Here is a 19,875-nt window from a genome sequence, read left to right as displayed (position 1 = left end):
CCGTGGCGGAGAGGACGATGTGCGACGACGGCAACGACGGGCCCTGACAGCCGGGCTGCTCGCGACCGCGCTGGCCGCGGTGGGCCTGACGGCTCACCCCGCGGACGCGCAGGAGCGGCCCGAGGCCAGGCTCCCCGGCACGCCCGGCGCCTTCACGCTGATCACCGGGGACCGGGTGTCACTGGACGCCGACGGCCGTCCGGACATCCAGCGGGGACCGGGGCGGGCCGGCATGCGGTTCGTGAGCAGCCAGGAGGGCGGCCACCGGTACGTCGTCCCGGTGGACGCGGTGCCGCTGCTGCGCGCCGGGCGACTCGACCGCCGGCTGTTCGACCTCACCGCGCTGGGCCAGTTCGGCTACGACGACCGCAGGGCCGAGCTGCCGCTGCTGGTCGCGTACCCGGAGCAGATGGCGGCGCAGGCGCGGTCCGCCGCGGTCGCGGGTGCGCGCGGGTGCGGGCCGACCTGCCCGCCGCCCACGCGCTGGCCGTCCGGGCGGACCTGGCCGACCGGGCCACGCTCTGGGCGTCGCTGACCCGCGGTACGTCGTCGGAGCGCACGTTCGCCACCGGGATCACCCACGTCTGGCTGGACGGCAAGCGCCGGATCTCCCTGGAGCGCAGCGTGCCGCACATCGGTGCCCCGGCGGCCTGGGACGCCGGCTTCGACGGCACCGGCGTCACGGTCGGCGTGCTGGACACCGGGATCGACGCGGCCCACCCGGACTTCGCCGGACACCTCGTCGAGGTCCGGGACTTCACCGGCGGCAACGACCCCGGGGACACCGTCGGCCACGGCACCCACGTCGCCTCGACCATCATCGGCAGCGGCGCCGGCTCCGGCGGCCGGAACCGCGGCGTCGCCCCGGGCGCGAAGCTGGTCGTCGGCAAGGTCTGCGCGACCTACGAGTGCCAGGACTCGGACATCATCACCGCGATGCAGTGGGCCGCGCCGCAGGCCAGGGTCGTCAACCTGAGTGTGGGCGGTACCGACACACCGGGTCTCGACCCGCTGGAGACCGCGGTCCAGGATCTGAGTCACCGGTACGGCACCCTCTTCGTGATCGCCGCCGGCAACGAGGGCAAGCCGAAGTCGGTCTCCTCGCCGGCCACCGCGGACGACGCCCTCGCCGTCGCCGCGGTCGACGCCGACGACCAGCGGGCGTACTTCTCGAGCCGGGGTCCCCGGATCGGCGACAACCACATCAAGCCCGAGATCAGCGCCCCGGGCGTCGACATCGTGGCGGCCGCCCCAGGCGGCGGCTACGCCACCATGTCGGGCACGTCGATGGCCACCCCGCACGTGGCCGGTTCGGCCGCCGTTCTCGCCGGACAGCACCCGGACTGGTCCGGCCCGCAGCTCAAGGCCGCCCTGCTCGGCTCGACCGAGCCGGCCGCCGAGAACACCCTCTACGAGCTGGGCGCCGGCCGGGTGGACATCGGCCGGGCGGTCGCCCAGCCGATCGCCGCCGAGATCGGCGCGATCGACTTCCCGGTCCAGCGCTGGCCCCACGCCGACGACACCCCGTTCTCCCGCGTCCTCGGCTACCGCAACACCAGCACCGCGCCGGTCACCCTCTTCCTGGCCGTCACTCCGGCGCCGGCCGGCATGATCACCGTCAGCCCGGCCACCCTGGTGGTGCCGGCCGGCGGCCGCGCCGAGGCGACGATCACCGTGGACACCCGGGGGGACGCCCCCGACGGCGTCTACCAGGGCGCGCTGATCGCGACGGGCGGCGGGGACCTGCGGGTACGGACGCCGTTCGCGCTCAACCGGGAGATCGAGAGCTACGACGTCCGGCTCGACCACACCCGACGCGACGGCGGACCGGCCACGGAGTACGAGACCGTGGCGGCCAACCTGAGCACCGGCGAGTTCAGCAAGCTCGTCGGGCAACCGGGCGGCGGTACCCTGCGGTTGCCCAAGGGCCGCTATGCGCTGTACAGCACCATCCACGAGGGCGATGTGTCGACCCTGCTGGTGCAGCCGGTCCTGGACGTACGCGGCCCGATCACCGAAGCGCTCGACGCCCGCACGGCCCGGCCGGTCTCGCTGACCGTGCCCCAGCGGGACGCCGCACCGCTTGCGGTCAACGTGAGCGCGAACTGGGACGACGGTTCCCGCTACCCGGGTGTCCAGCTCAGCGGGGTGTCCTTCGCGGAGGTCTTCTTCGGCCGGATCGGGCCCGCCGTCGCCGCCCCCGAGTTCACCGCGACGCTGGGCATCGGGCTGGCCCGCCCGGGCCCGGACGGAACCTTCCGGAACAGCCCCTACACGTACGACCTCGCGTACGTCCGTCCCGGCGACATGTTCACCGGCCTGACCAGGAAGCTGTCGCCGGGAAATCTCGCCACCGTCAAGGCGACCTACCGGAGCCAGTCCACCACCGCGAGCGCCGTCCGCTTCCACCATGCGGCGTCGTCGGGCGGCCCCGGCCCGATCGGTTCGAGCGTCTCGTTCGACCTGCCGTTCCACGCCACCGAGTACTACAACACCGACGGCGGCCTCGTCTGGACGTCCACGTTCGTCGAGGGCGACAACCTGACCACCCAGGAGAACACCTTCCAGCCGGGCAGGACCTACACCCAGACCTGGAACGCGGCACCCTTCGGCCCCACGGTGGGCGGGGCCCCGGCGCCGGCGCCGCTGGCGTACGCCGGCCGCGACGGCGACACCATCTCGGTCCAGCCGGCTTTGTTCGGCGACGCGACCGGCCGCCCGGCCAGCCGCGACGACCTGCAGGTCCACTTCCGGTTGTCGCGCGACGGTGCGGAGATCGGCACTGCGGACGGCCCGTTCGCGGAGTTCCCGGTGCCCGCCGCCAGAGCCGCGTACCGCCTGGAGGCGACCGTCACCCGCGGCACGCCCGACACGCTGTCGACGTCGGTCTCGGTGGCCTGGACCTTCACCTCGGCGCACACGTCGACGCCGGAGCGGCTGCCCCTGACGACGGCGCGGCTGATGCCCGCGCTCGACGACACCAACACGGCACGGGCCGGCACGACGATGGCCGTACCCGTGGCGCTGGACCGGCTGGCGGGCTCGGCGGCCGCGCCCGGCCGGACGCTCGACGTCTCGGCCTCGTTCGACGACGGGCGGACGTGGGTCGCGTTGCCGGTGCTCCGCGACGTCGCCCTCATCAGTCACCCGCGGCGGCCAGGCTTCGTCTCGCTGCGCGTGGCGGCCACCGACACCGCCGGCAACACGGTGACGCAGATGATCCAGCGGGCCTACCGGATCGCCTGACCCGCGGCGGGTCCGGGGCGGCGGCTGCGTGCCGCCGCCCCGGACCGTGGCGTCCGCCGATCACGCACGCGCCGTCCCGTGGAACTGCTGGGACAGCCGCATCGCGGTCGGACCCGCAGCTCTGCGACGAGCGCATGTCGTGCGGGTCCCCGCCGCCAGATCGCGCAGTGACGGCCTGGTCACGCCACGGTACGGTCGGCAATGGAGCGGACTGCGGCGCAGGTGGGGGGAGGACGAGTGCGGCGGCCTTCGCTGATGACGGGCATCCTCTACGCGGCTCTGCCCGTCATGCTGGGGCTGGTCGGGAACCTGGCCACGGGCACGGTGCGGCCGTCGGATGAGTGGAAGCCGTGGCTCTGGGCGGCAACCGCGCTGCTCGCCGTCTCCGCAGTGGTCACCACCGTGGCCCAGCAGGGGTGGAGCCAGCCGGCGGATGACGGCGCCAACGCACCCCGGACCACGTCGCCGTCCGGGCGCGTACCGACGACGGTCGCCCGCCAGGCGGGGGGCAACCCCGCCGCCATGGTGACGGCGTCACTGTTCCTGACGCTCGCCGCGGCGTTGTGGGCCTATGTCTTGTTCACCCACCCAGATTGGGACCTCTGGACGAAGGCCGACTACGCCGCCGTACCCGTCGCCGCGTGCGTGGCGATCGTCCCGATGCTGCACCGCAGGCGGTGGACGTTTGCCGGTACGGCGATGGTCCCCGCCGTCATCGCGGCCTGGCCGACAACGGTGTGGTACCTGGATGTCTCCGGGGCCGCATTCATGGCACTGGTGCTCGGTTGTGTCGGGGTGGTCGTCGGCGCGCTGATCGCCAACTATCGCAAACGCGATAAGGGCCACCACATTGGCTGGTCCGCCAAGGTTGCGATCTATGCGCTCGGCGGTATCGCCATAGTGGCCTCCGTCGCCGGCGTCGCACTCAACGCGGGCATGTTCCTGGTCTACCTGCCCTTCATCGTCGTCTTCGGGTGTCTCGTGATCCAGACGGCCTGGGAGACGGACGAGTCGGCACGACGAGATGCCGCCCGGACCGGAGTCGTCTTCGCCCTCCTGCAGGCGGTCTATCCGAGCTTCGCCCTCAGCGGCTTCTACGTCGTCGGCACCGACACGGTTGATCCCCGCCCCACCTATCGCCTGCTCTTGCTGGCCTTGATCGCGATACTGACCGCGGGCGTGGTGGTCAGGGGTGTGAACGCCAGGTGGCAGCCCAACTTCGGGGCTTAGGAACCTGACGTAGACCCGGGTCGATCCAGCCTGCCAGGCCCCGGCTTGTTGATCATCGGTGTGGCGCAGGCTCTGCCGTCAGGGCGCATGGTTCGGTCGCTCGCTCCGCACCGCAAGGTCGGCGAAGGGTCACCAGGATAATGACGCGCGTGCAATGGTTGACAACCTTGGTTGTCGAGCGGACGCTGAAAGCGAGGTCATTGGCGAGGGAGTGGGGTCATGCGGAATCTGACGCCGGACGAGCGGCAGGAACTACGGCGGGAACTGGGTGCTGTCACCGCTCACTGGGCGCAGCGGCTGAATGACGTCGATGCGGACGCCCGGGGGAGGGAAGACCAGAGTTCCGCGCAGCGGATGCGAACTCACCTCGCGCGCATGGCGGCGGGCGAGCAGATGCGCAGCCTTCTCGCGGACCTCGTATCCGCCAATGCAGCGGAAGCGGTGCAGTACGGTGCGGGCTATCCCGAGCTCGGAGCGGCGGTGGGCGCCAGCCGGCAAGCGGCCCGTAAACGATGGCCGCACCTGTCGATCTCAAAGAGGCGCGCCAGCGAGTGGAAGCAGCCACCGGGGGGCATCGGTTGGGCCGGTGAGCATCTGGGGTACCCGGGGACGCCGGGGGCGGCTTGAGGAGTCGGCACAAGTACGGCCGGTGGTCCAAGCCCTTGCGGTCGACCAGCCACTGATTGAGGTAGAAGAAGGCAAAGGCCGCCGAGCGCTGGTTCCGGGATCCGCGTCGTGAGCTGCTGCGGCAGCTCGCCACCGCCGGTCAGCTGCGACCCGGCCGCCCGGGTCTGCTCGACCAGGTCTCCGTCGGAAGTGTGCGGGGTGAGTTCGGCCAATAACTTGATTCGTTCCAGAAAAGTGGACTATGTTCGTCACATGACGTCCGACTTCGAGACTCAGCTGCGGGCGGTCTCGTTGCGCGTGACCCGGCCCCGGTTGGCGGTGCTCGCAGCGCTGCGCGACCATCCGCACGTCGACACCGACACGGTGATCGCGCTGGTACGGGCGGACCAGCCCACGGTCTCCCACCAGGCGGTGTACGACGTGCTTCGGGCGCTCACCGACGCCGGTCTGGTGCGGCGCATCCAGCCTGCCGGTGCGACCGCCCGGTACGAGTCGCGGGTGGGGGACAACCACCACCATGTCGTGTGCCGCTCCTGCGGCGCGATCGCCGACGTCGACTGCGCTGTCGGCGATGCTCCCTGTCTCACCGCCTCGGACGACCACGGTTTCGTGCTCGACGAGGCGGAGGTTGTGTATTGGGGCACCTGCCCCGACTGTGCGACCGAACGCACCTCCCAGTGATCCGCCAGTTCGGAAGGAAGTAGATGAGCGACATGCAGGACAACGCTCCCTCCAGCGCGCAGGGCGTGGACAAGAAGGAGGCGGCCGGCTGCCCGGTCGCGCACGACTCCGTGACCGCGCACGGCAGCGAGAGTGAGAACCCGGCGATCGACTCGCCGACCCCGAAGACCGGTGGTCGTCCGCGCACCAACCGGGACTGGTGGCCCAACCAGCTCGATCTCTCGGTGCTGCATGCCCATTCGTCGAAGGGCAACCCGCTGGGGGAGAACTTCAGCTACGCCAGGGAGTTCGCCAAGCTCGACGTCGAGGCCCTCAAGCAGGACATCATCAAGGTCCTCACCACCTCGCAGGACTGGTGGCCGGCCGACTTCGGCCACTACGGCGGCCTGATGATCCGGATGAGCTGGCACGCCGCGGGCACCTACCGTATCCACGACGGTCGCGGCGGGGCCGGCGACGGCGGTCAGCGGTTCGCCCCGCTCAACAGCTGGCCGGACAACGCCAACCTCGACAAGGCCCGGCGGCTGCTGTGGCCGGTCAAGCAGAAGTACGGTCAGAAGATCTCCTGGGCCGACCTGCTCGTGCTCGCCGGCAACGTGGCCCTTGAGTCGATGGGCTTCAAGACCTTCGGCTTCGGCTTCGGCCGGGAGGACGTCTGGGAGCCCGAGGAGATCTTCTGGGGTCCCGAGGACACCTGGCTGGGTGACGAGCGCTACGTCGGCGAGGCCGAGATGGCGCCCGAGGTCGGCGCGACCGAGATGGGCCTCATCTACGTCAACCCCGAGGGCCCGAACGGCAACGCGGACCCGCGGGCGGCGGCGTACTTCATCCGCGAGACCTTCGCCCGGATGGCGATGAACGACGAGGAGACCGTCGCCCTCATCGCCGGTGGTCACACCTTCGGCAAGACCCACGGCGCCGGCGTCGCTGACGACCACGTGGGCCCCGAGCCCGAGGCCGCCCCGCTGGAGGCGCAGGGGCTGGGCTGGCTGAGCACCTACGGCAGCGGCAAGGGCGCGGACACGATCACCAGCGGTCTCGAGGTGACCTGGACCGACCGGCCGACGCAGTGGAGCAACCGCTTCTTCGAGATCCTCTTCGGCTTCGAGTGGGAGCTCACCACCAGCCCCGGTGGCGCCAAGCAGTGGGTCGCCAAGGACGCCCCGGAGATCATCCCGGACCCGTACGACCCGTCGAAGAAGTACAAGCCGACGATGCTCACGACCGACCTGGCGCTGCGCGTCGACCCGACGTACGAGAAGATCTCGCGCCGCTTCCTGGAGAACCCGGACGAGTTCGCGCTGGCGTTCGCCAAGGCCTGGTACAAGCTGCTGCACCGGGACATGGGTCCGGTCAGCCGCTTCCTCGGGCCGTGGGTTCCGGAGCCCCAGCTGTGGCAGGACCCGGTGCCGGCCGTCGACCACGAGCTCGTGGGTGACGCCGACGTCGCCGCCCTCAAGGCGAAGGTCCTGGAGTCCGGCCTCACGACCGCCCAGCTGGTCTCCACCGCCTGGGCCTCCGCCGCCAGCTTCCGCTCCACCGACAAGCGCGGCGGCGCCAACGGCGCGCGGATCCGTCTCGAGCCGCAGCGCAGCTGGGAGGTCAACCAGCCCGAGCAGCTCGCGACGGTCCTGGCGACCCTCGAGGGCATCCAGCGGGAGTTCAACTCCGCCGGCGGCGCGAAGATCTCGCTGGCGGACCTGATCGTGCTGGCCGGCTCGGCCGCCGTCGAGAAGGCGGCGCGCGACGCCGGCGTCGAGGTGACCGTGCCGTTCCGCCCGGGCCGCACCGACGCGAGTCAGGAGCAGACCGACGTCGAGTCGTTCCGGGTAATGGAGCCGCGCGCCGACGGGTTCCGCAACTACCTGCGTCCCGGCGAGAAGACCCAGCCGGAGGTGCTGCTTCTCGACCGTGCCTACATGCTCAGCCTGAGCGCGCCCGAGATGACCGTCCTCGTCGGCGGCCTGCGCTCCCTCGGGGCCAACGTCGGCGGCGCGAAGCACGGCGTCCTCACCGACCGGCCCGGCGTGCTCACCAACGACTTCTTCGCCAACCTGCTCTCCCCGGGCACCCGGTGGAAGGCGTCGGAGTCCGACGAGCACGTGTACGAGATCCGCGACCTGGCCACCGATGAGGTGAAGTGGACCGCCACCGCGGTCGACCTCATCTTCGGCTCCAACTCCCAGCTGCGGGCCCTCGCGGAGGTCTACGCCAGCGAGGACGCGCGCGACAAGTTCGTGGCCGACTTCGTCGCAGCCTGGTCCAAGGTCATGGAACTCGACCGGTTCGACGTCGCCTGACCCGGCTCCAGCCGACGAGCCCCGGTCGATCCAAAAGCGATCGACCGGGGCTCGTTCGCTTTTGAATCCGGTCATCTGGGCCGGGCAGCACAGCTGGTCGGGCGAGTCCGGTGCGCTTCTTGAGTGCGCCTTCAGGCCGGGTACGGGACCGAGTTGCGTGCCGCACGCAGGGCGGCGGCCCACCAGGCGAGCTGGTCCAGCAGGGTTTTGGCGTACCCGGGCGCCTGGGGGTCCAGCGGCTGACCGTCTTCCCACGTCGTGCGGTAGTTCGGGAACGCCAGACCATCGCGGATTGTCACGGCGTGCAGTTCGGTGAGCACGTTCTCCAGGTGGAGGACGGCGTGGCGCCCGCCTGCCGCACCCCCGTAGCTGACGAAGGCGACGGGCTTGGCCGTCCACTGGGTGAAATGCCAGTCGATGGCGGCCTTCAGGGACGCGGGGTAGCTGTGGTTGTACTCCGGCGTGACCACGATGAATGCGTCCGCCTCGTTGAGGTGGGACGTCAAGGACGCCATTCCGTCGGGGCGCGGGTACGAGTCGCCGGCGAACTTTGGTGACGCTGCCGGCAACGACAGTGGGATCTCGGCGTCGGCGAGATCGACGACGTCGATGTCGAACCCGCCGTGCTCGCGCGCTCGGGCGGCGACCCAGGAGGCGACGACAGGCCCGAACCGGCCCTCCCGAACGCTCCCGATGATGATGACCAACTTGTGCTTCTCGCTCATGGGCTCCACGGTCCATCGTCCGGACGTTGGCAACCAGACCGGGCGCAGGCTGGCCCTCCTGGGGCCACCCTGCGGGGTTCGATGCGCTGGGAGACCGCGCTAGGCTCCAGGACATGAGCACGCCGCTGGGCGACTTCATCCGCGCCAAGCGCGACAGCATCCAGCCGGAATCGTTCGGGCTGCCTGATCGGGGCCGCCGCCGGTCGCCTGGGCTACGACGCTCAGACCTCGCCACGCGTGCCAGGATCAGCGTCGAATACCTCACCCGCATCGAGCAAGGACGAGACCGTAACCCGTCCCCCGCGGTCGTCAATGCTCTTGCGGACGCCTTGAGCCTCGATGTCGCCGAGCGCAATCACCTGCGCCACCTCGCCAAAATCACCGGCGGAGGGTGCGCGGGGCGCGGGCGGCCGGCGCCGCCCAACCGCCAGGTCCGGCCCACCGTCCTGGAGACCCTCCGACTCCTTGAGCCCGGCGTCGCATTCGTCACCAACCGCCTGGGAGACGTGCTCGCATACACGCGCGAGTTCGAGCTGCTGATGCGTGGGATCGGGCTGCTCGAGAGCGGGACGCCGAACCTGACGCGCTACGTGTTCACCAATCCGCACGCCCGGACTGTCTTCCCGGACTGGGACCAGGTGGCCGACGAACGAGCGTTCGAACTGTGGCTCGGGCCGTCTGCGGAGACCTCCGAATGGTTCAGGGCCGAGCTCGCCCCCCTGGCCGGACAGGAGTTCACCCGACGACTCCACCGCCACCTGCCCCCACCGCACGTCCCGCTTCGGGTCAACCACCCCAGTGCGCACGAGCTTCGGTGGCAGCGAGAGAAGCTCGAGTTGCCGAAAAACGACGCACAGGAGCTGGTCGTTCTCCTGCCGGCTGATGACGCGACGGCGCGGGCCATGAATCGGCTGCGGCACCAACCCGACCGTATGCTTCGCGCGGTTGTCTAGCTCATGGCATTGACCCTTTCGCCGATTACCCGCTACCGACTGGCCCTTGCCGCAAAACGTGACGGCAGGCGCGGCCGGTCGGGCCAGCAATCCGGAACTGCTGACGCACGTCACGCTCGAAAGGTCTCGTCCGCGACCAGTACCGCACCCCGCACCGCCCGTTGCAGCGGGCGTTGCATCGCCTCCGGGCGGCGTGTCCGGCCTGGTGAGTGAGCTGCCGAAACGTCTTGACCTCAAGATCGATCGCGGTGTGTGGTGCGGCTCGACCCGCTCGAACTTGCCCACCAAACGAGGCGAGTAACTTGTCCGTGGCCCTGTCCCGTCCGGCGGCGTCTACGCTGTTACCGAGAAGGGTGGATCATGATCGTGACATGGTGCCGGGCACTGCCTCCTTCCTTGTTCGGGGTCGGCCGATGAGCGCAATCGCATTCCTCAACATCGCCATGCACGGTCACATCAACCCAACGCTGCCGATCGTGGCCGAGCTTGTTCGGCGTGGCCACTCCGTCACCTACCACACGACGCCCGCCTACTCAGAAAAGATCGCGGCCACCGGCGCGCGAGTGCTCCTTTATTCCGGGGATGACATACCGCTTTCCGGCCCGCCAGCGCCGGTCACGTTGATGGAGCAGCTCGCGCGCACCGCCGTACGCGTGCTGCCCGCCGTCCTCACCGATCTGCGCGGCGCCCTACCCGATCTGATCGTGCACGACTCCGCCTGCCTGTGGGGGCCGGTGGCCGCCCGGGAACTCGGCGTGCCGGCAGCGTCGTCGTTCACCACGTTCGCGTTCAACCGGCACGTGCCCAGCCCCACCCGCGGCTCCTGGGAACTGCTCGCCGCGGCGGCGGCCCTGCCCCGCTCCGCCGGGGGGTACCTGAGGTCGCGCTGGGAGCTGCGCCGCCGGTACGACACGCGTGGGGTGCCCCTGGTCGACCTGGCGAACATCCGTCAGCCGCTCAACCTGGTCTACACCTCGCGGGCGTTCCACCCCGAGGCCGACAGCGTCGACCAGTCCTACCGGTTCGTCGGACCGAGCACCGGCGCCCGCCCAGCCGACTCGTCGTTCCCTCTCGATCGGCTGCGGGACCCGGTGCTCTACGCCTCGCTGGGCACGGTTTTCGGCGCCGACCCGCGGCTGCTGTGCAGCTTTGCCGACGCGCTCGCCCCGCTGGGTGGCACCGTGATTGTCGCCACCGGACCCACCGATCCCGCCGCGCTCGGTCCGCTGCCGGCCAACGTGATCGCCCACCGCTCCGTACCTCAGCTGGAGGTGCTGTCCCGGGCAGCGCTGTTCGTCACCCACGGTGGGGTGAACAGCGTCAACGAGGCGCTGTACGCCGGCGTCCCGATGCTGGTGGTCCCGCAGGGCGCTGACCAGTCGTTGGTGGCTTCCCGCATCGTCGAGCTCGGTGCCGGCCTCGCGATCCGCACCGAGGACGTCAACGTGGCGGTCGTCCGCGCCCTCGCCCAGCGCCTGCTCGACGAGCCCCGATTCCGGGCCGCCGCGAGTACCCTGCGGGTCGCCCAGCGCGAGGCAGGCGGCTATTCGCGCGCCGCCGACGAACTCGAGCGCTATGTGCAGCAGACCAGCCGGGTCACTCAGCCGGTCTCTGCCGATCTGCCACCGCAGGGCTGACCGGTGTCCCCGCTCGTCGCCATCCTGCTGCTGTTCGGCGGGCTGTCCGAGGCGCCGGGCGTCTCCTGCCCGTGGTGGCACGCCTGTCTGGCGTGTCGCACATCAGGGTGGTCGGGTTGATGCTGGCCGGCGCCGTGGTCGACGGCGCGGTGTTCGCGCTCTGGCCGCTGTCCGCGTGGACCGTTGCCGAGCTGATGCTGCCCACCGCACCGTCCGACGAGGCGGCGCTGGTCTGGACACCAGGCCTGGCGGCCCCGCTGCTGCTTGCCGCAGTCCTCGCGTTTCCGCTGCTCGGGCCGCTGCTGCACCTGGTCCTCATGGTGGGAGTGGGGAGCGGCCTCGCCGCTGCGCTCGCCACCGCGGCCGGGCTCGGCTGGTGGGATGCCGCCGGCTGCGTGGCCATCGCGGGGGTCGGGCTCGGCGTCGCTGTGGAGGGCGTCCGCCGCCTGGTCGTGAGGCTCAACAGGCCAAGAGCCCCGGAGCCACAAACGTGATCGAGTTTGCGCTCCTGCTGCTGCTCGGCGCGATCGGACCGGTCCTGCTCGCCGAAGCTCTGCTCGCCCGCTACGAGGTGCTGGTCTATGCCGCAGGGTGGCGGGATCCCACCATCGCCCGCCCCAAGGGCATGCCCCCCGCCCGGGGCGCGAAGCCGGACCGCCCCCCGGACGCGTACCTGGTCTATCTGGACGGTATCGGGAAACGCCGCTTCCACGACACCCGCGACGGCGGCCGACTGGTCAAGTCCCTGATCGACGGGGCGCCGGAGCTCAGGGTGCTGGGCCAGGTGCAGCCCTACTCCCCGCTGGCCCTTCCGCTGGTCGACCGGCCGGTGTGGGTATGGCTGCGCCGCCACATCGGGCTGCTGCTGTTCCTGCACAACGTGATGCAGATCTTCGTCGCCGCCGACCGCCGGTACCGTCCCCTGTACAACCGCGCCGTCGGCGCGCAGATCGCCACGCAGCTCCGGCTCGCTGGTTACCGGCGTGACAGCGGGATCCCCGTGGTGATGCTCAGTTACAGCGGCGGCGCCCAGGTCGCCACCGGCGCGGTGGACGAACTGTGGTCCCAGCTGCGCTCCCCGCTCTGGCTGATCACTCTGGGCGGGTTCCACAACGGGGCCAACGACATCAGCCACGCCCGACACCTCGACCGACTCACCAGTGCCGGCGACCGGATCGAGCGAGTCAGCAGCTGGATGTTCCCGCAGCGGTGGCGGCTGTTCCGGTGGAGCGGTTGGAACCGGGCTGACCGCGACGGGAAGATCACGGTGCACCGGCTCGACCCGGCCACCCACGTCGGTCCGCGCAGCTACATCAGCCCGGAGGCCCGGCTACCCGATGGCCGCAGTTACCTCGACCGCACGGCTGACACCGTGATCGCGCTGATCCGGGACCGCCTCAGCGCGACCGCGAGAACCGACGGCCCGCAGTCATGAACGGACGAGGCCGGTGACCTGAGGACAGGCTCCCACCCGGTTGTCCGTGTGTGCCGCGCATTCACGGGTAGAGCGCAGCATGCGTCAACAGGTGCCACGGCGCCGAGACCTGAAGCGGAGTCCCGGCTCGCGCTGGGAACGGTTCGTGCGGGCGGGTGGACGGGGTGCCGCCGAGGACCGGCTCGTCCAACGACTCAAGGTGCGAGAGCGGGCGGTCCGGGTGTACGGCGGAGGCATCGTGGCCCTACAGGCGGGCATCGCTGCGGTGACCGCCTGGCTGCTGTCGCACGAACTGACCGGCAATCCCAGTCCCGTGTTCGCTCCGCTCGCTGCGGTCGGGACTCTGGCCGTGTCCGTAGGGCAGCGGGTACCGCGGATCGTCGAGCTGGTCGTGGGTGTGGCGCTGGGGGTGCTTGTCGGTGATGCGCTGCTGTCCTTCATAGGCATCGGGCCCTGGCAGCTCGGCCTGGTTGTCGTCATGTCGATCCTTACAGCCTTCGCACTCAGCAGTCGGCCGGCGGTGGTGATCCAGACGGCGAGCACCGCGGTACTGATCACCACATTGAGCCCGCAGGCCCCGAACGTGGAGTTCTCCCGGTTCGTTGACGCGCTGCTCGGCGGTGGTGTCGCACTGGCCACGGCGATCCTCTTGCCGGTCAACCCGTTGCGAGTCGTCAGGCGTGCTGCCGGACCGGCGCTGCGAACGCTGGTCGAACAGCTGACGGAAGCGGCAGCGGCGTTGTGCGAGCGCGACATCGAGCGGGCGATCCGTGCCCGGGACCGACTGCGCGGCAACCAGGAGGAACTTCGGGTGTTGCGGGAGGCGGTGGCGGGCGCACGGGAGGTTACCCGGCTGTCTCCGTTGTCATGGCGGCACCGGCACGGCGTGCTCAGTCACTACGCCCGAACCGCCGAGCCGTTGGGGAGGGCGATGGGCAACAGCGGGACGATGCTCCGTCGAGCTGTCACTGCCATTGAGGACAAGGAGCCGGTCCCGGCCGCGATGATCGATGCGGTTCTCGCCCTTGCCGGGACGGTGCGGATACTTCGGGACGAGTTCGCGGCACGACGGGAGCCGCACAACGCGCGGGCGGAAGCCCTGCAAGCCGTGCGCCATGCCGGCGCAGCGTACGGGGATGACATTGGTTTTTCCGGGACCGTCGTCCTCGCCCAGATCCGCACCACGGCGAGCGACCTGCTCGTCGCGTCCGGCCTCTCCCAGGCGGAAGCCAACAGGCGGGTCCGGTGCGCCTTCGGCAGGCTGCCGGATCCGTCGCAACAAGCCCGGCAGACTGGGACTACCGGCGATAGCGCCGATCATCCGCGCCTGACGCCGGATGCGTCGGCCCGGCGGCGGTGATGGCCGCCGTCGAGGCCCAAGCGTCGCATTCATCGTGCGGCCGGTGCGTCGGCCGGATGAGCCCCCGGGTCCATCGGCTTGCGGAGGCGCTCGACCAGATCGCCCGCCGCCTCGATGTACGGCTCGTCGGACTCGCGGGGTCCGTGTCCCTTGATAGGTGGTGGGACGCTGTCGCTGGGTGGGATGGCCACGTCGCTCGGGTCTCGGAGGCGGCGGTCCACCGTCGCCGCCGGGCCGGTGACGGTGGGCGGCCCGTCCGGCCGGTGGGCGGAGAAGATCCATCCGCCGATCGGGTCGGTGTCGCGCCACAGGTTCAACCATCGCCAGCCGACTCGACCACCCACATCGTGCAGCATGTCGTCGTCGATGTAGGCGGGGAAGAGCCGGGCGTAGAGCCGGCGCAGTGGTGAGCCATAGGTGAGCAGGGCGACCCGTCCGCTGACGTGGCGCGGCAGTTGGAGAACGGTCGCGGTGACCAGCACGGAGCCGTGGCTGTACCCGGCGAACAGGACGGCGTTGCCGCTTTCGACCAGGTAGGTGATGCGTCGCACCAGCTCCGGCACGGCCCGTTCGGCGTAGCAGGGCGGCGCGAAGGGGTGGGCCGCGCGCGGCCAGAAGGTGGCCAGATCCCAGAGAACGCCGACGTGCCGCCGGAAGCCGGCGGTCCCGTAGGCGAAGATTCCGCCGATGACCAGACTGAGCATGGTCGCCGCGATCAGGTAGCTGCCCATCTGGATGCCGAAGTCGACCAGGCCGGCTGGCACCCCTAGGTACCGCTCGAGTGCGGCGCCTGGATACAGCCCGAGCAGGTCCAGTGCGGTGGTTGCCGCGCCGAGTCCGGCGAGGCAGGCGTAGACGACGCCCAGCGGTATCAGCCATTCGGTGAACCGGGCCCGAACGATTGCCTGCTGCACCTGCCGTAGCCGGGGCGTGGTCTCCGCCGGCGGGTCGGGGAAGTCGCGTGCGACGATCGCGGCCGCCACGCGGGAGCGGTCGCGCCGGGAGATCAGGGTCACCACGCCGGCGACGACCAGCGTGATCAGCGCCGCCCGGAAGAAGCCGTAGATCGCCCAGGTGTACGCGGCTGGTGGGCGGGGGACCAGGTCTTGTGGGGCTGATGCGGTGCGGTCCAGGTAGTCGGCCACCCGGTGGACGAGTTCGGCGGAGAACGCCACCGCGAGACCTCCGGCCGCGGTCGCGGTCGCCAGCGCGCCCAGCCCGAGTAGCGGCGGGTGACCCCGCTGTCGGTCCGGGCGCCACAGCAGCGCGGAGGCCAGGGCGGCCAGCAGCCCGGCATGAGCGACGAACAGCCAGGTGAGGGTCGAGCCGTAGCCTGGCAGGCCACCCCCCTGCTGCCAGCGCGAGGGGCTGGTCAGGACGTGGGCGCAGACCGCGACGGTGAGACCGACGGCGATGGTCCGCAGCAGGCGGGCGGCACCGTCGAGCCGCTGGTTCGCGGGGGCCCGGTCGATCAGCGGGGGAGTGCAGAGCAGGGCCACGCAGGTGGCCAGGACGCCTCCCGTTGCCGCAGCCAACACGATGGTGATGGCTGAGGCGCCCTGTGCGGCCCGGGCGGCGAGCAGGCTACCGTCCAGTGTCGCGAACGCAGCAGCGATGTGGATCGAGCGCAGCCGTCCCACCAGTGGCTCGGCGTCCCACTGGCCGACGGTGCTGAGCGGGTGCCCGGACACCACGCTGTCCGGCGGGCGGAACGCCTTGAACGATCGTCCCGGGCGGGTGCTGGCCCACCAGATCAGGCCGATGGCGGCGGCCGGCACCAGCGCGAGCACCGCCAGCCGCAACCCGGTGGGACGTTCACCCAGCCAGGACAGCCAGCTACGACCAGACAGGCAGGCCGAGGAGGACATGCACTGCCAGGCGACGAGGTCCAGCGCCACGCCGACGGCGGCTAGCACGTAGAGCGCGGTCAGGGTGAGGCCGAACACCCGGCACAGAGATCTGACCACCGCGTCGGAAGCCGGGTTTCCCGGGCGCATCCAGATCGCCGCGTTGAGCAGCAGAAACGGCAGCAGGAACAGCAGCGAGAGGGTCCGAACCGCGGTGCCGGAGGGCAGTTCACTCCACCGGTACGCCTCCAGGGTCGCCCCGCTCGGGCCGCTGACCTCCGAGCAGCCGGGTCGTGGCCGGTAGAAGCCCGCGCTGCGATCCCCGGCGACCTGCTGCACGTTCGGTCGGTCCAGCACCTGGGCGGCACCTGCGGCGGCGATCCCGTGGACCCGCAACTCCACCACGTCGTTCGGCGTCGCCGGCCCGCTCACTCCCGGTGGTACATCTGCCATCGACCCTCCGAGACATCTCGGCAGCCCCACCGCAGGTGGCGGGCTGGGGATGGTCCCGCCGGCCGAGTGGAAGGCGGATCTACCCCACCCGACGGGCTCTAACCCCGGGACGCGGGACTGGTGCCGCCCGGCACGACCACCGTGCCCGCCGACCCCGGCGGTCGGCGACGCGCGTGAGCCCTGCTCACGCAAGGAGCGGGCGGGTGTCAGGGAACCCGTACGTGAATCCGGCGGAGTCCCGGCGGATGACGACTACAAGTAGCAGCGTGCCCTAACATGCCGATATAAGACTTTTGTCGCGGTATGCAGGGGTTACCGAAGGGCGGTAGGAGTTCTTGCTAGCCGGCACGGATAGGCAACACGGTGAGGTTGATCTGCGGGCGGCCCTGTCCGGCCCGCCGGTCACCCGGCGTTCGGGTCGGCGAATCGCCGCGGTGCTGGTGCTGGCGCTGGCGGTGTTCCTCCCGCTGGTTGTGCATGTTCTCGAGCTCAGGTCGCACCGGGAAGCCGCTCCGCCCGTGATCCACACGTTCCATGTCAGCCCGAGCGGTGACGATGCCCTCGACGGCTCCTCGCCCGCCAGAGCATGGCGATCGCTGGACAAGGCTGCCGCCTTCGCTTTCAAGCCGGGAGACAAACTCCTGTTCCAAGGGGGTGCGCGCTTTCGGGGGAGCCTGACCTTCGGACCCGGCGAGGCGGGTGACGCGGCGAACCCGGTCGTCGTCGGCACCTACGGCGGCGGCCGTGCCACGATCGAGGCCGCCGGCGGCGCGGGGATCAGGGTGCACAACACGGCCGGCATCGAGATTCGCGACCTGGTGATCGTCGGCGGCGGGGCGGACAGCCGGGGCACCAGCGGGATCGAGTTCTACTCCGACGTGACCGACGGCCGGAAGCTCGACCACGTGGACATCTCCCGGGTCGAGGTGAGCGGATTCAAGAACGGAATCCAGATCGCCGCCGGCCCGAATTCCACCGGCTTTCGTGGCGTACGGATCCGTGCTGCCAACCTGCACGGCAACACGGAGAACGGGCTGAAGAGCTTCGGGCCCAGCTTCGACGCCGCGGCGCCGCGGTACGCGCACGAGGACGTCGTCGTGTCGGAGGTCGAGGCGCACCACAACCCGGGAGACCCGACCAATCACTTCAACAACACGGGCAGCGGAATCGCGCTCGGAAGTGTGCGAGGCGGGCGCATCGAGCGGTCCACCGCACACGACAACGGGTCACTGGCTTCGGCGCCCGAAGGGCCGGTCGGGATCTGGACCTGGGATTCGACCGCCGTGGTCATGGAGCGCAATGTCTCGTTCCGCAACCACACCGCCGGCTGGAAGGACGGCGGTGGCTTCGACATGGACCAGAACGTGTCCTCGTCGGTCCTGCAGTACAACCTGTCCTACGACAACGACGGCGCCGGGTACCTGCTGTACAGCGGCCAGATGAACGCCGCGCACACCGACAACGTCGTCCGTTTCAACATGAGCATCAACGACGCCCGCAAGCTGCCCGAGTACGCGGGCATCCACCTGGCCGGTTCGGTCAGCAACGCCGAGGTCTACCACAACACCGTGGTGATGGAGGCGAAGAGCTGGGCCCCCGCGGGCATCCGCTTGCAGAAGTTCTTCGGTGGCTTGTCCAACATCGTCCTGCGGAACAACCTGATCGTCTCGGGCGGGACCAACCTCGTGCTCGCCGACGACTTCTCGACGGCCGACGTCCTGCTGCAGGGCAACAACTTCTTCGCCGAATCGGGAGCCTGGGCCGTTTCGTGGGCCGGGGCGTCCTACGCCAACCTGGACGACTGGCGCGCGGCGACCGGGCAGGAACGCCTCGGGGCGAGCGTCGTCGGATCGAGCGCAGACCCGCGTTTCGGCAGGGCCGATCGCGCCGGCTCACCGGCGCAACGGGCGAAAGCGCTCACGCCGCGCCGCGATTCGCCGCTGGCCGGTCGCGCCCTCCGCCTCCGGTCGCTCTTCGATGTCGATCCGGGACCGGTGGACTTCCTCGGCCGGCCGCTGGTCGGGGCCGGCACCGTCGGAGCCATCCAGCCCGCCACCTGAGCGACGGTCCGGCTCGGCCCCTTGTGGTCGTCGCAGGTTGAGGTCGCCGGGAGCCCGTGGCAGGCTCACGCCCCATGATCGATGACTTCGCGAAGACGTATCTGCACGGCGATCTGCGGGAGATTCGCGAGGCGATCCTCTGGAAGCTCGACGGGCTCGGCGAGTACGACATCCGCCGCCCCCTGACCGCGCCCGGCACCAATCTTCTCGGCCTGGTCAAGCACCTGTCGTTCTGGGAGGCCACGTACTTCGGCGAGGTCTTCGGGCGGCCGTTTCCCGAACCCCTGGGCCGCTGGGACGACGCCGAGGCGCGTGGCGGCGACATGTGGGCGACCGAGCACGAGACGCGCGAGGAAATCATCGACCGTTACCGCCGCGTGTGGCAGCACTCGGACGCGACGATCAGCGCCCTGGCCATCGATTCACCCGGCTACGTGCCCTGGTGGCCGTGCCCACAGGTCACGCTGTTCACCATCCTGGTCCACCTGCTCACCGAGACGAGCCGCCACGCCGGACACGCCGACATCCTGCGCGAACAGCTCGACGGCTCGACCGGGACAGCAGCCTGGGACGCCGACGCCCAGCGCGACGCGGCCTTCTGGGACGCCAGACGCGCGCAGATCGAGCGGGCCGCCAAGGCAGCCGATTCAACCCCTGCCTGAGGGCGTTCGTAGCCGGTGATCGTCGCCGTCGAGCGATGGTCAACGATGGTCTGGTGCAGGTGATCTGGGCATCGCGTCCGCATCGAGCGATCGCGCCGTCGGGATGGCGGCCGACCTCGTCAGGTCGTCGCCGAATCCGGCGGGATTCAGCAGCTGGAAGCGCCACGCGTCCCGGCACATCGCGGCGAGGTTCCGGGTCGTGCGCCAGCCCCACTTCCGGGCCGCCGCCCCCGGGTCGGCAACCAGTTCGGCCACGTCACCCTGCCGCCGTTCGACGATGTCGTACGGCAGGGACTTTCCGCAGGTCGCGCTGACCGCCCGGACGAGCTCCAGGACGGACGTCCCCACGCCGGTGCCGAGATTGAGGGTCTCCAGTCCCGTCACCTCGTCGAGCCGCTCCAGTGCGATGCGGTGCGCCTGGGCGACGTCCATGACATGGATGTAGTCGCGCACCGCCGTACCGTCCGCGGTGGCGTAGTCGCGGCCGAAGATGCTCAGCCGTTCGAGCCTGCCGATGGCGACCTGCATCAGATAGGGCATCACGTTCTGCGGGATGCCGCGGGGTCCTCGCCGAGCAACCCGCTGGGATGTGCGCCGACCGGGTTGAAGTATCGCAGCGAATAGACCGCCAGCTCCGGGTGCTGCCGGCAGGCGTCGGC

16 protein-coding genes are annotated in these 19,875 nt (G+C 70.4%); 13 read left to right on the top strand and 3 right to left on the bottom strand.

Features of this window, described 5'->3' with window-relative positions; translation table 11 throughout:
• The first annotated feature begins 19 nt into the window (after positions 1-19).
• The 6 genes from JNW89_RS37945 (at position 20) to katG (ending at position 8,084) form a co-directional block, all read left to right on the top strand.
• Positions 20-535, top strand: coding sequence for a hypothetical protein (locus tag JNW89_RS37945; RefSeq protein ID WP_238447429.1), 516 nt, complete (start codon positions 20-22; stop codon positions 533-535).
• A complete protein-coding gene (locus tag JNW89_RS02100) occupies positions 454-3,246 on the top strand; it encodes a S8 family serine peptidase (RefSeq protein WP_238447428.1) in 2,793 nt (930 codons plus the stop codon). The genes JNW89_RS37945 and JNW89_RS02100 overlap by 82 nt, the downstream gene beginning before the upstream one ends.
• Positions 3,247-3,501: 255 nt before the next feature.
• Positions 3,502-4,476, top strand: a complete 975-nt coding sequence (locus JNW89_RS02095) for a hypothetical protein (RefSeq protein WP_238447427.1) — start codon at positions 3,502-3,504, stop codon at positions 4,474-4,476.
• A gap of 219 nt (positions 4,477-4,695) precedes the next feature.
• On the top strand, positions 4,696-5,103 hold the full coding sequence (locus tag JNW89_RS02090) for a hypothetical protein (protein ID WP_238447426.1): 408 nt from the start codon (positions 4,696-4,698) through the stop codon (positions 5,101-5,103).
• Positions 5,104-5,355: 252 nt separating this feature from the next.
• Complete coding sequence (locus JNW89_RS02085; protein WP_238447446.1) at positions 5,356-5,784, top strand: Fur family transcriptional regulator; 429 nt, start codon at positions 5,356-5,358, stop codon at positions 5,782-5,784.
• A gap of 23 nt (positions 5,785-5,807) precedes the next feature.
• Positions 5,808-8,084 carry a catalase/peroxidase HPI gene (gene katG / locus JNW89_RS02080; RefSeq protein WP_238447425.1) on the top strand — a complete coding sequence of 759 codons (2,277 nt, stop codon included), beginning with the start codon at positions 5,808-5,810 and terminating at the stop codon, positions 8,082-8,084.
• Positions 8,085-8,215: 131 nt separating this feature from the next.
• On the opposite strand, the gene JNW89_RS02075 is transcribed toward katG, so the two are convergent.
• On the bottom strand, positions 8,216-8,791 hold the full coding sequence (locus JNW89_RS02075) for an NADPH-dependent FMN reductase (protein WP_238447424.1): 576 nt from the start codon (positions 8,789-8,791) through the stop codon (positions 8,216-8,218).
• A 131-nt stretch (positions 8,792-8,922) separates the two neighbouring features.
• Here JNW89_RS02075 and JNW89_RS02070 point away from each other — a divergent pair, with 131 nt between their 5' ends.
• The 5 genes from JNW89_RS02070 (at position 8,923) to JNW89_RS02050 (ending at position 14,194) form a co-directional block, all read left to right on the top strand.
• Positions 8,923-9,762, top strand: a complete 840-nt coding sequence (locus JNW89_RS02070) for a helix-turn-helix domain-containing protein (RefSeq protein WP_238447423.1) — start codon at positions 8,923-8,925, stop codon at positions 9,760-9,762.
• Positions 9,763-10,175: 413 nt separating this feature from the next.
• Positions 10,176-11,399, top strand: coding sequence for a macrolide family glycosyltransferase (locus tag JNW89_RS02065; RefSeq protein ID WP_238447422.1), 1,224 nt, complete (start codon positions 10,176-10,178; stop codon positions 11,397-11,399).
• A 74-nt stretch (positions 11,400-11,473) separates the two neighbouring features.
• A complete protein-coding gene (locus JNW89_RS02060) occupies positions 11,474-11,893 on the top strand; it encodes a hypothetical protein (protein ID WP_238447421.1) in 420 nt (139 codons plus the stop codon).
• Positions 11,890-12,834 (top strand): hypothetical protein, encoded by a 945-nt coding sequence (locus JNW89_RS02055; RefSeq protein WP_238447420.1) that lies wholly within the window; start codon positions 11,890-11,892, stop codon positions 12,832-12,834. Before JNW89_RS02060 ends, JNW89_RS02055 begins: the two co-directional genes overlap by 4 nt.
• Positions 12,835-13,072: 238 nt before the next feature.
• Positions 13,073-14,194 carry an aromatic acid exporter family protein gene (locus JNW89_RS02050; RefSeq protein ID WP_238447419.1) on the top strand — a complete coding sequence of 374 codons (1,122 nt, stop codon included), beginning with the start codon at positions 13,073-13,075 and terminating at the stop codon, positions 14,192-14,194.
• 29 nt (positions 14,195-14,223) lie between these two features.
• Here JNW89_RS02050 and JNW89_RS02045 read toward each other — a convergent pair whose 3' ends face one another.
• The gene (locus JNW89_RS02045) at positions 14,224-16,494 is read right to left on the bottom strand and encodes a hypothetical protein (protein ID WP_238447418.1); all 2,271 of its coding nucleotides are present in this window, start codon (positions 16,492-16,494) and stop codon (positions 14,224-14,226) included.
• A 434-nt stretch (positions 16,495-16,928) separates the two neighbouring features.
• Here JNW89_RS02045 and JNW89_RS02040 point away from each other — a divergent pair, with 434 nt between their 5' ends.
• Together JNW89_RS02040 and JNW89_RS02035 are read left to right on the top strand one after the other, a co-directional pair.
• A complete protein-coding gene (locus JNW89_RS02040; RefSeq protein WP_238447417.1) occupies positions 16,929-18,554 on the top strand; it encodes a right-handed parallel beta-helix repeat-containing protein in 1,626 nt (541 codons plus the stop codon).
• A 74-nt stretch (positions 18,555-18,628) separates the two neighbouring features.
• Positions 18,629-19,216 carry a DinB family protein gene (locus tag JNW89_RS02035; RefSeq protein WP_238447416.1) on the top strand — a complete coding sequence of 196 codons (588 nt, stop codon included), beginning with the start codon at positions 18,629-18,631 and terminating at the stop codon, positions 19,214-19,216.
• Positions 19,217-19,255: 39 nt separating this feature from the next.
• On the opposite strand, the gene JNW89_RS02030 is transcribed toward JNW89_RS02035, so the two are convergent.
• A complete protein-coding gene (locus JNW89_RS02030) occupies positions 19,256-19,867 on the bottom strand; it encodes a GDP-mannose 4,6-dehydratase (protein WP_255540294.1) in 612 nt (203 codons plus the stop codon).
• Positions 19,868-19,875: the final 8 nt, after the last annotated feature.

The sequence above is a fragment of the Micromonospora sp. 4G55 genome (assembly GCF_016803375.1).
The sequence above is the reverse complement of the archived record's forward strand: the minus strand, read 5'-3'. Positions and strand labels throughout refer to the sequence as shown.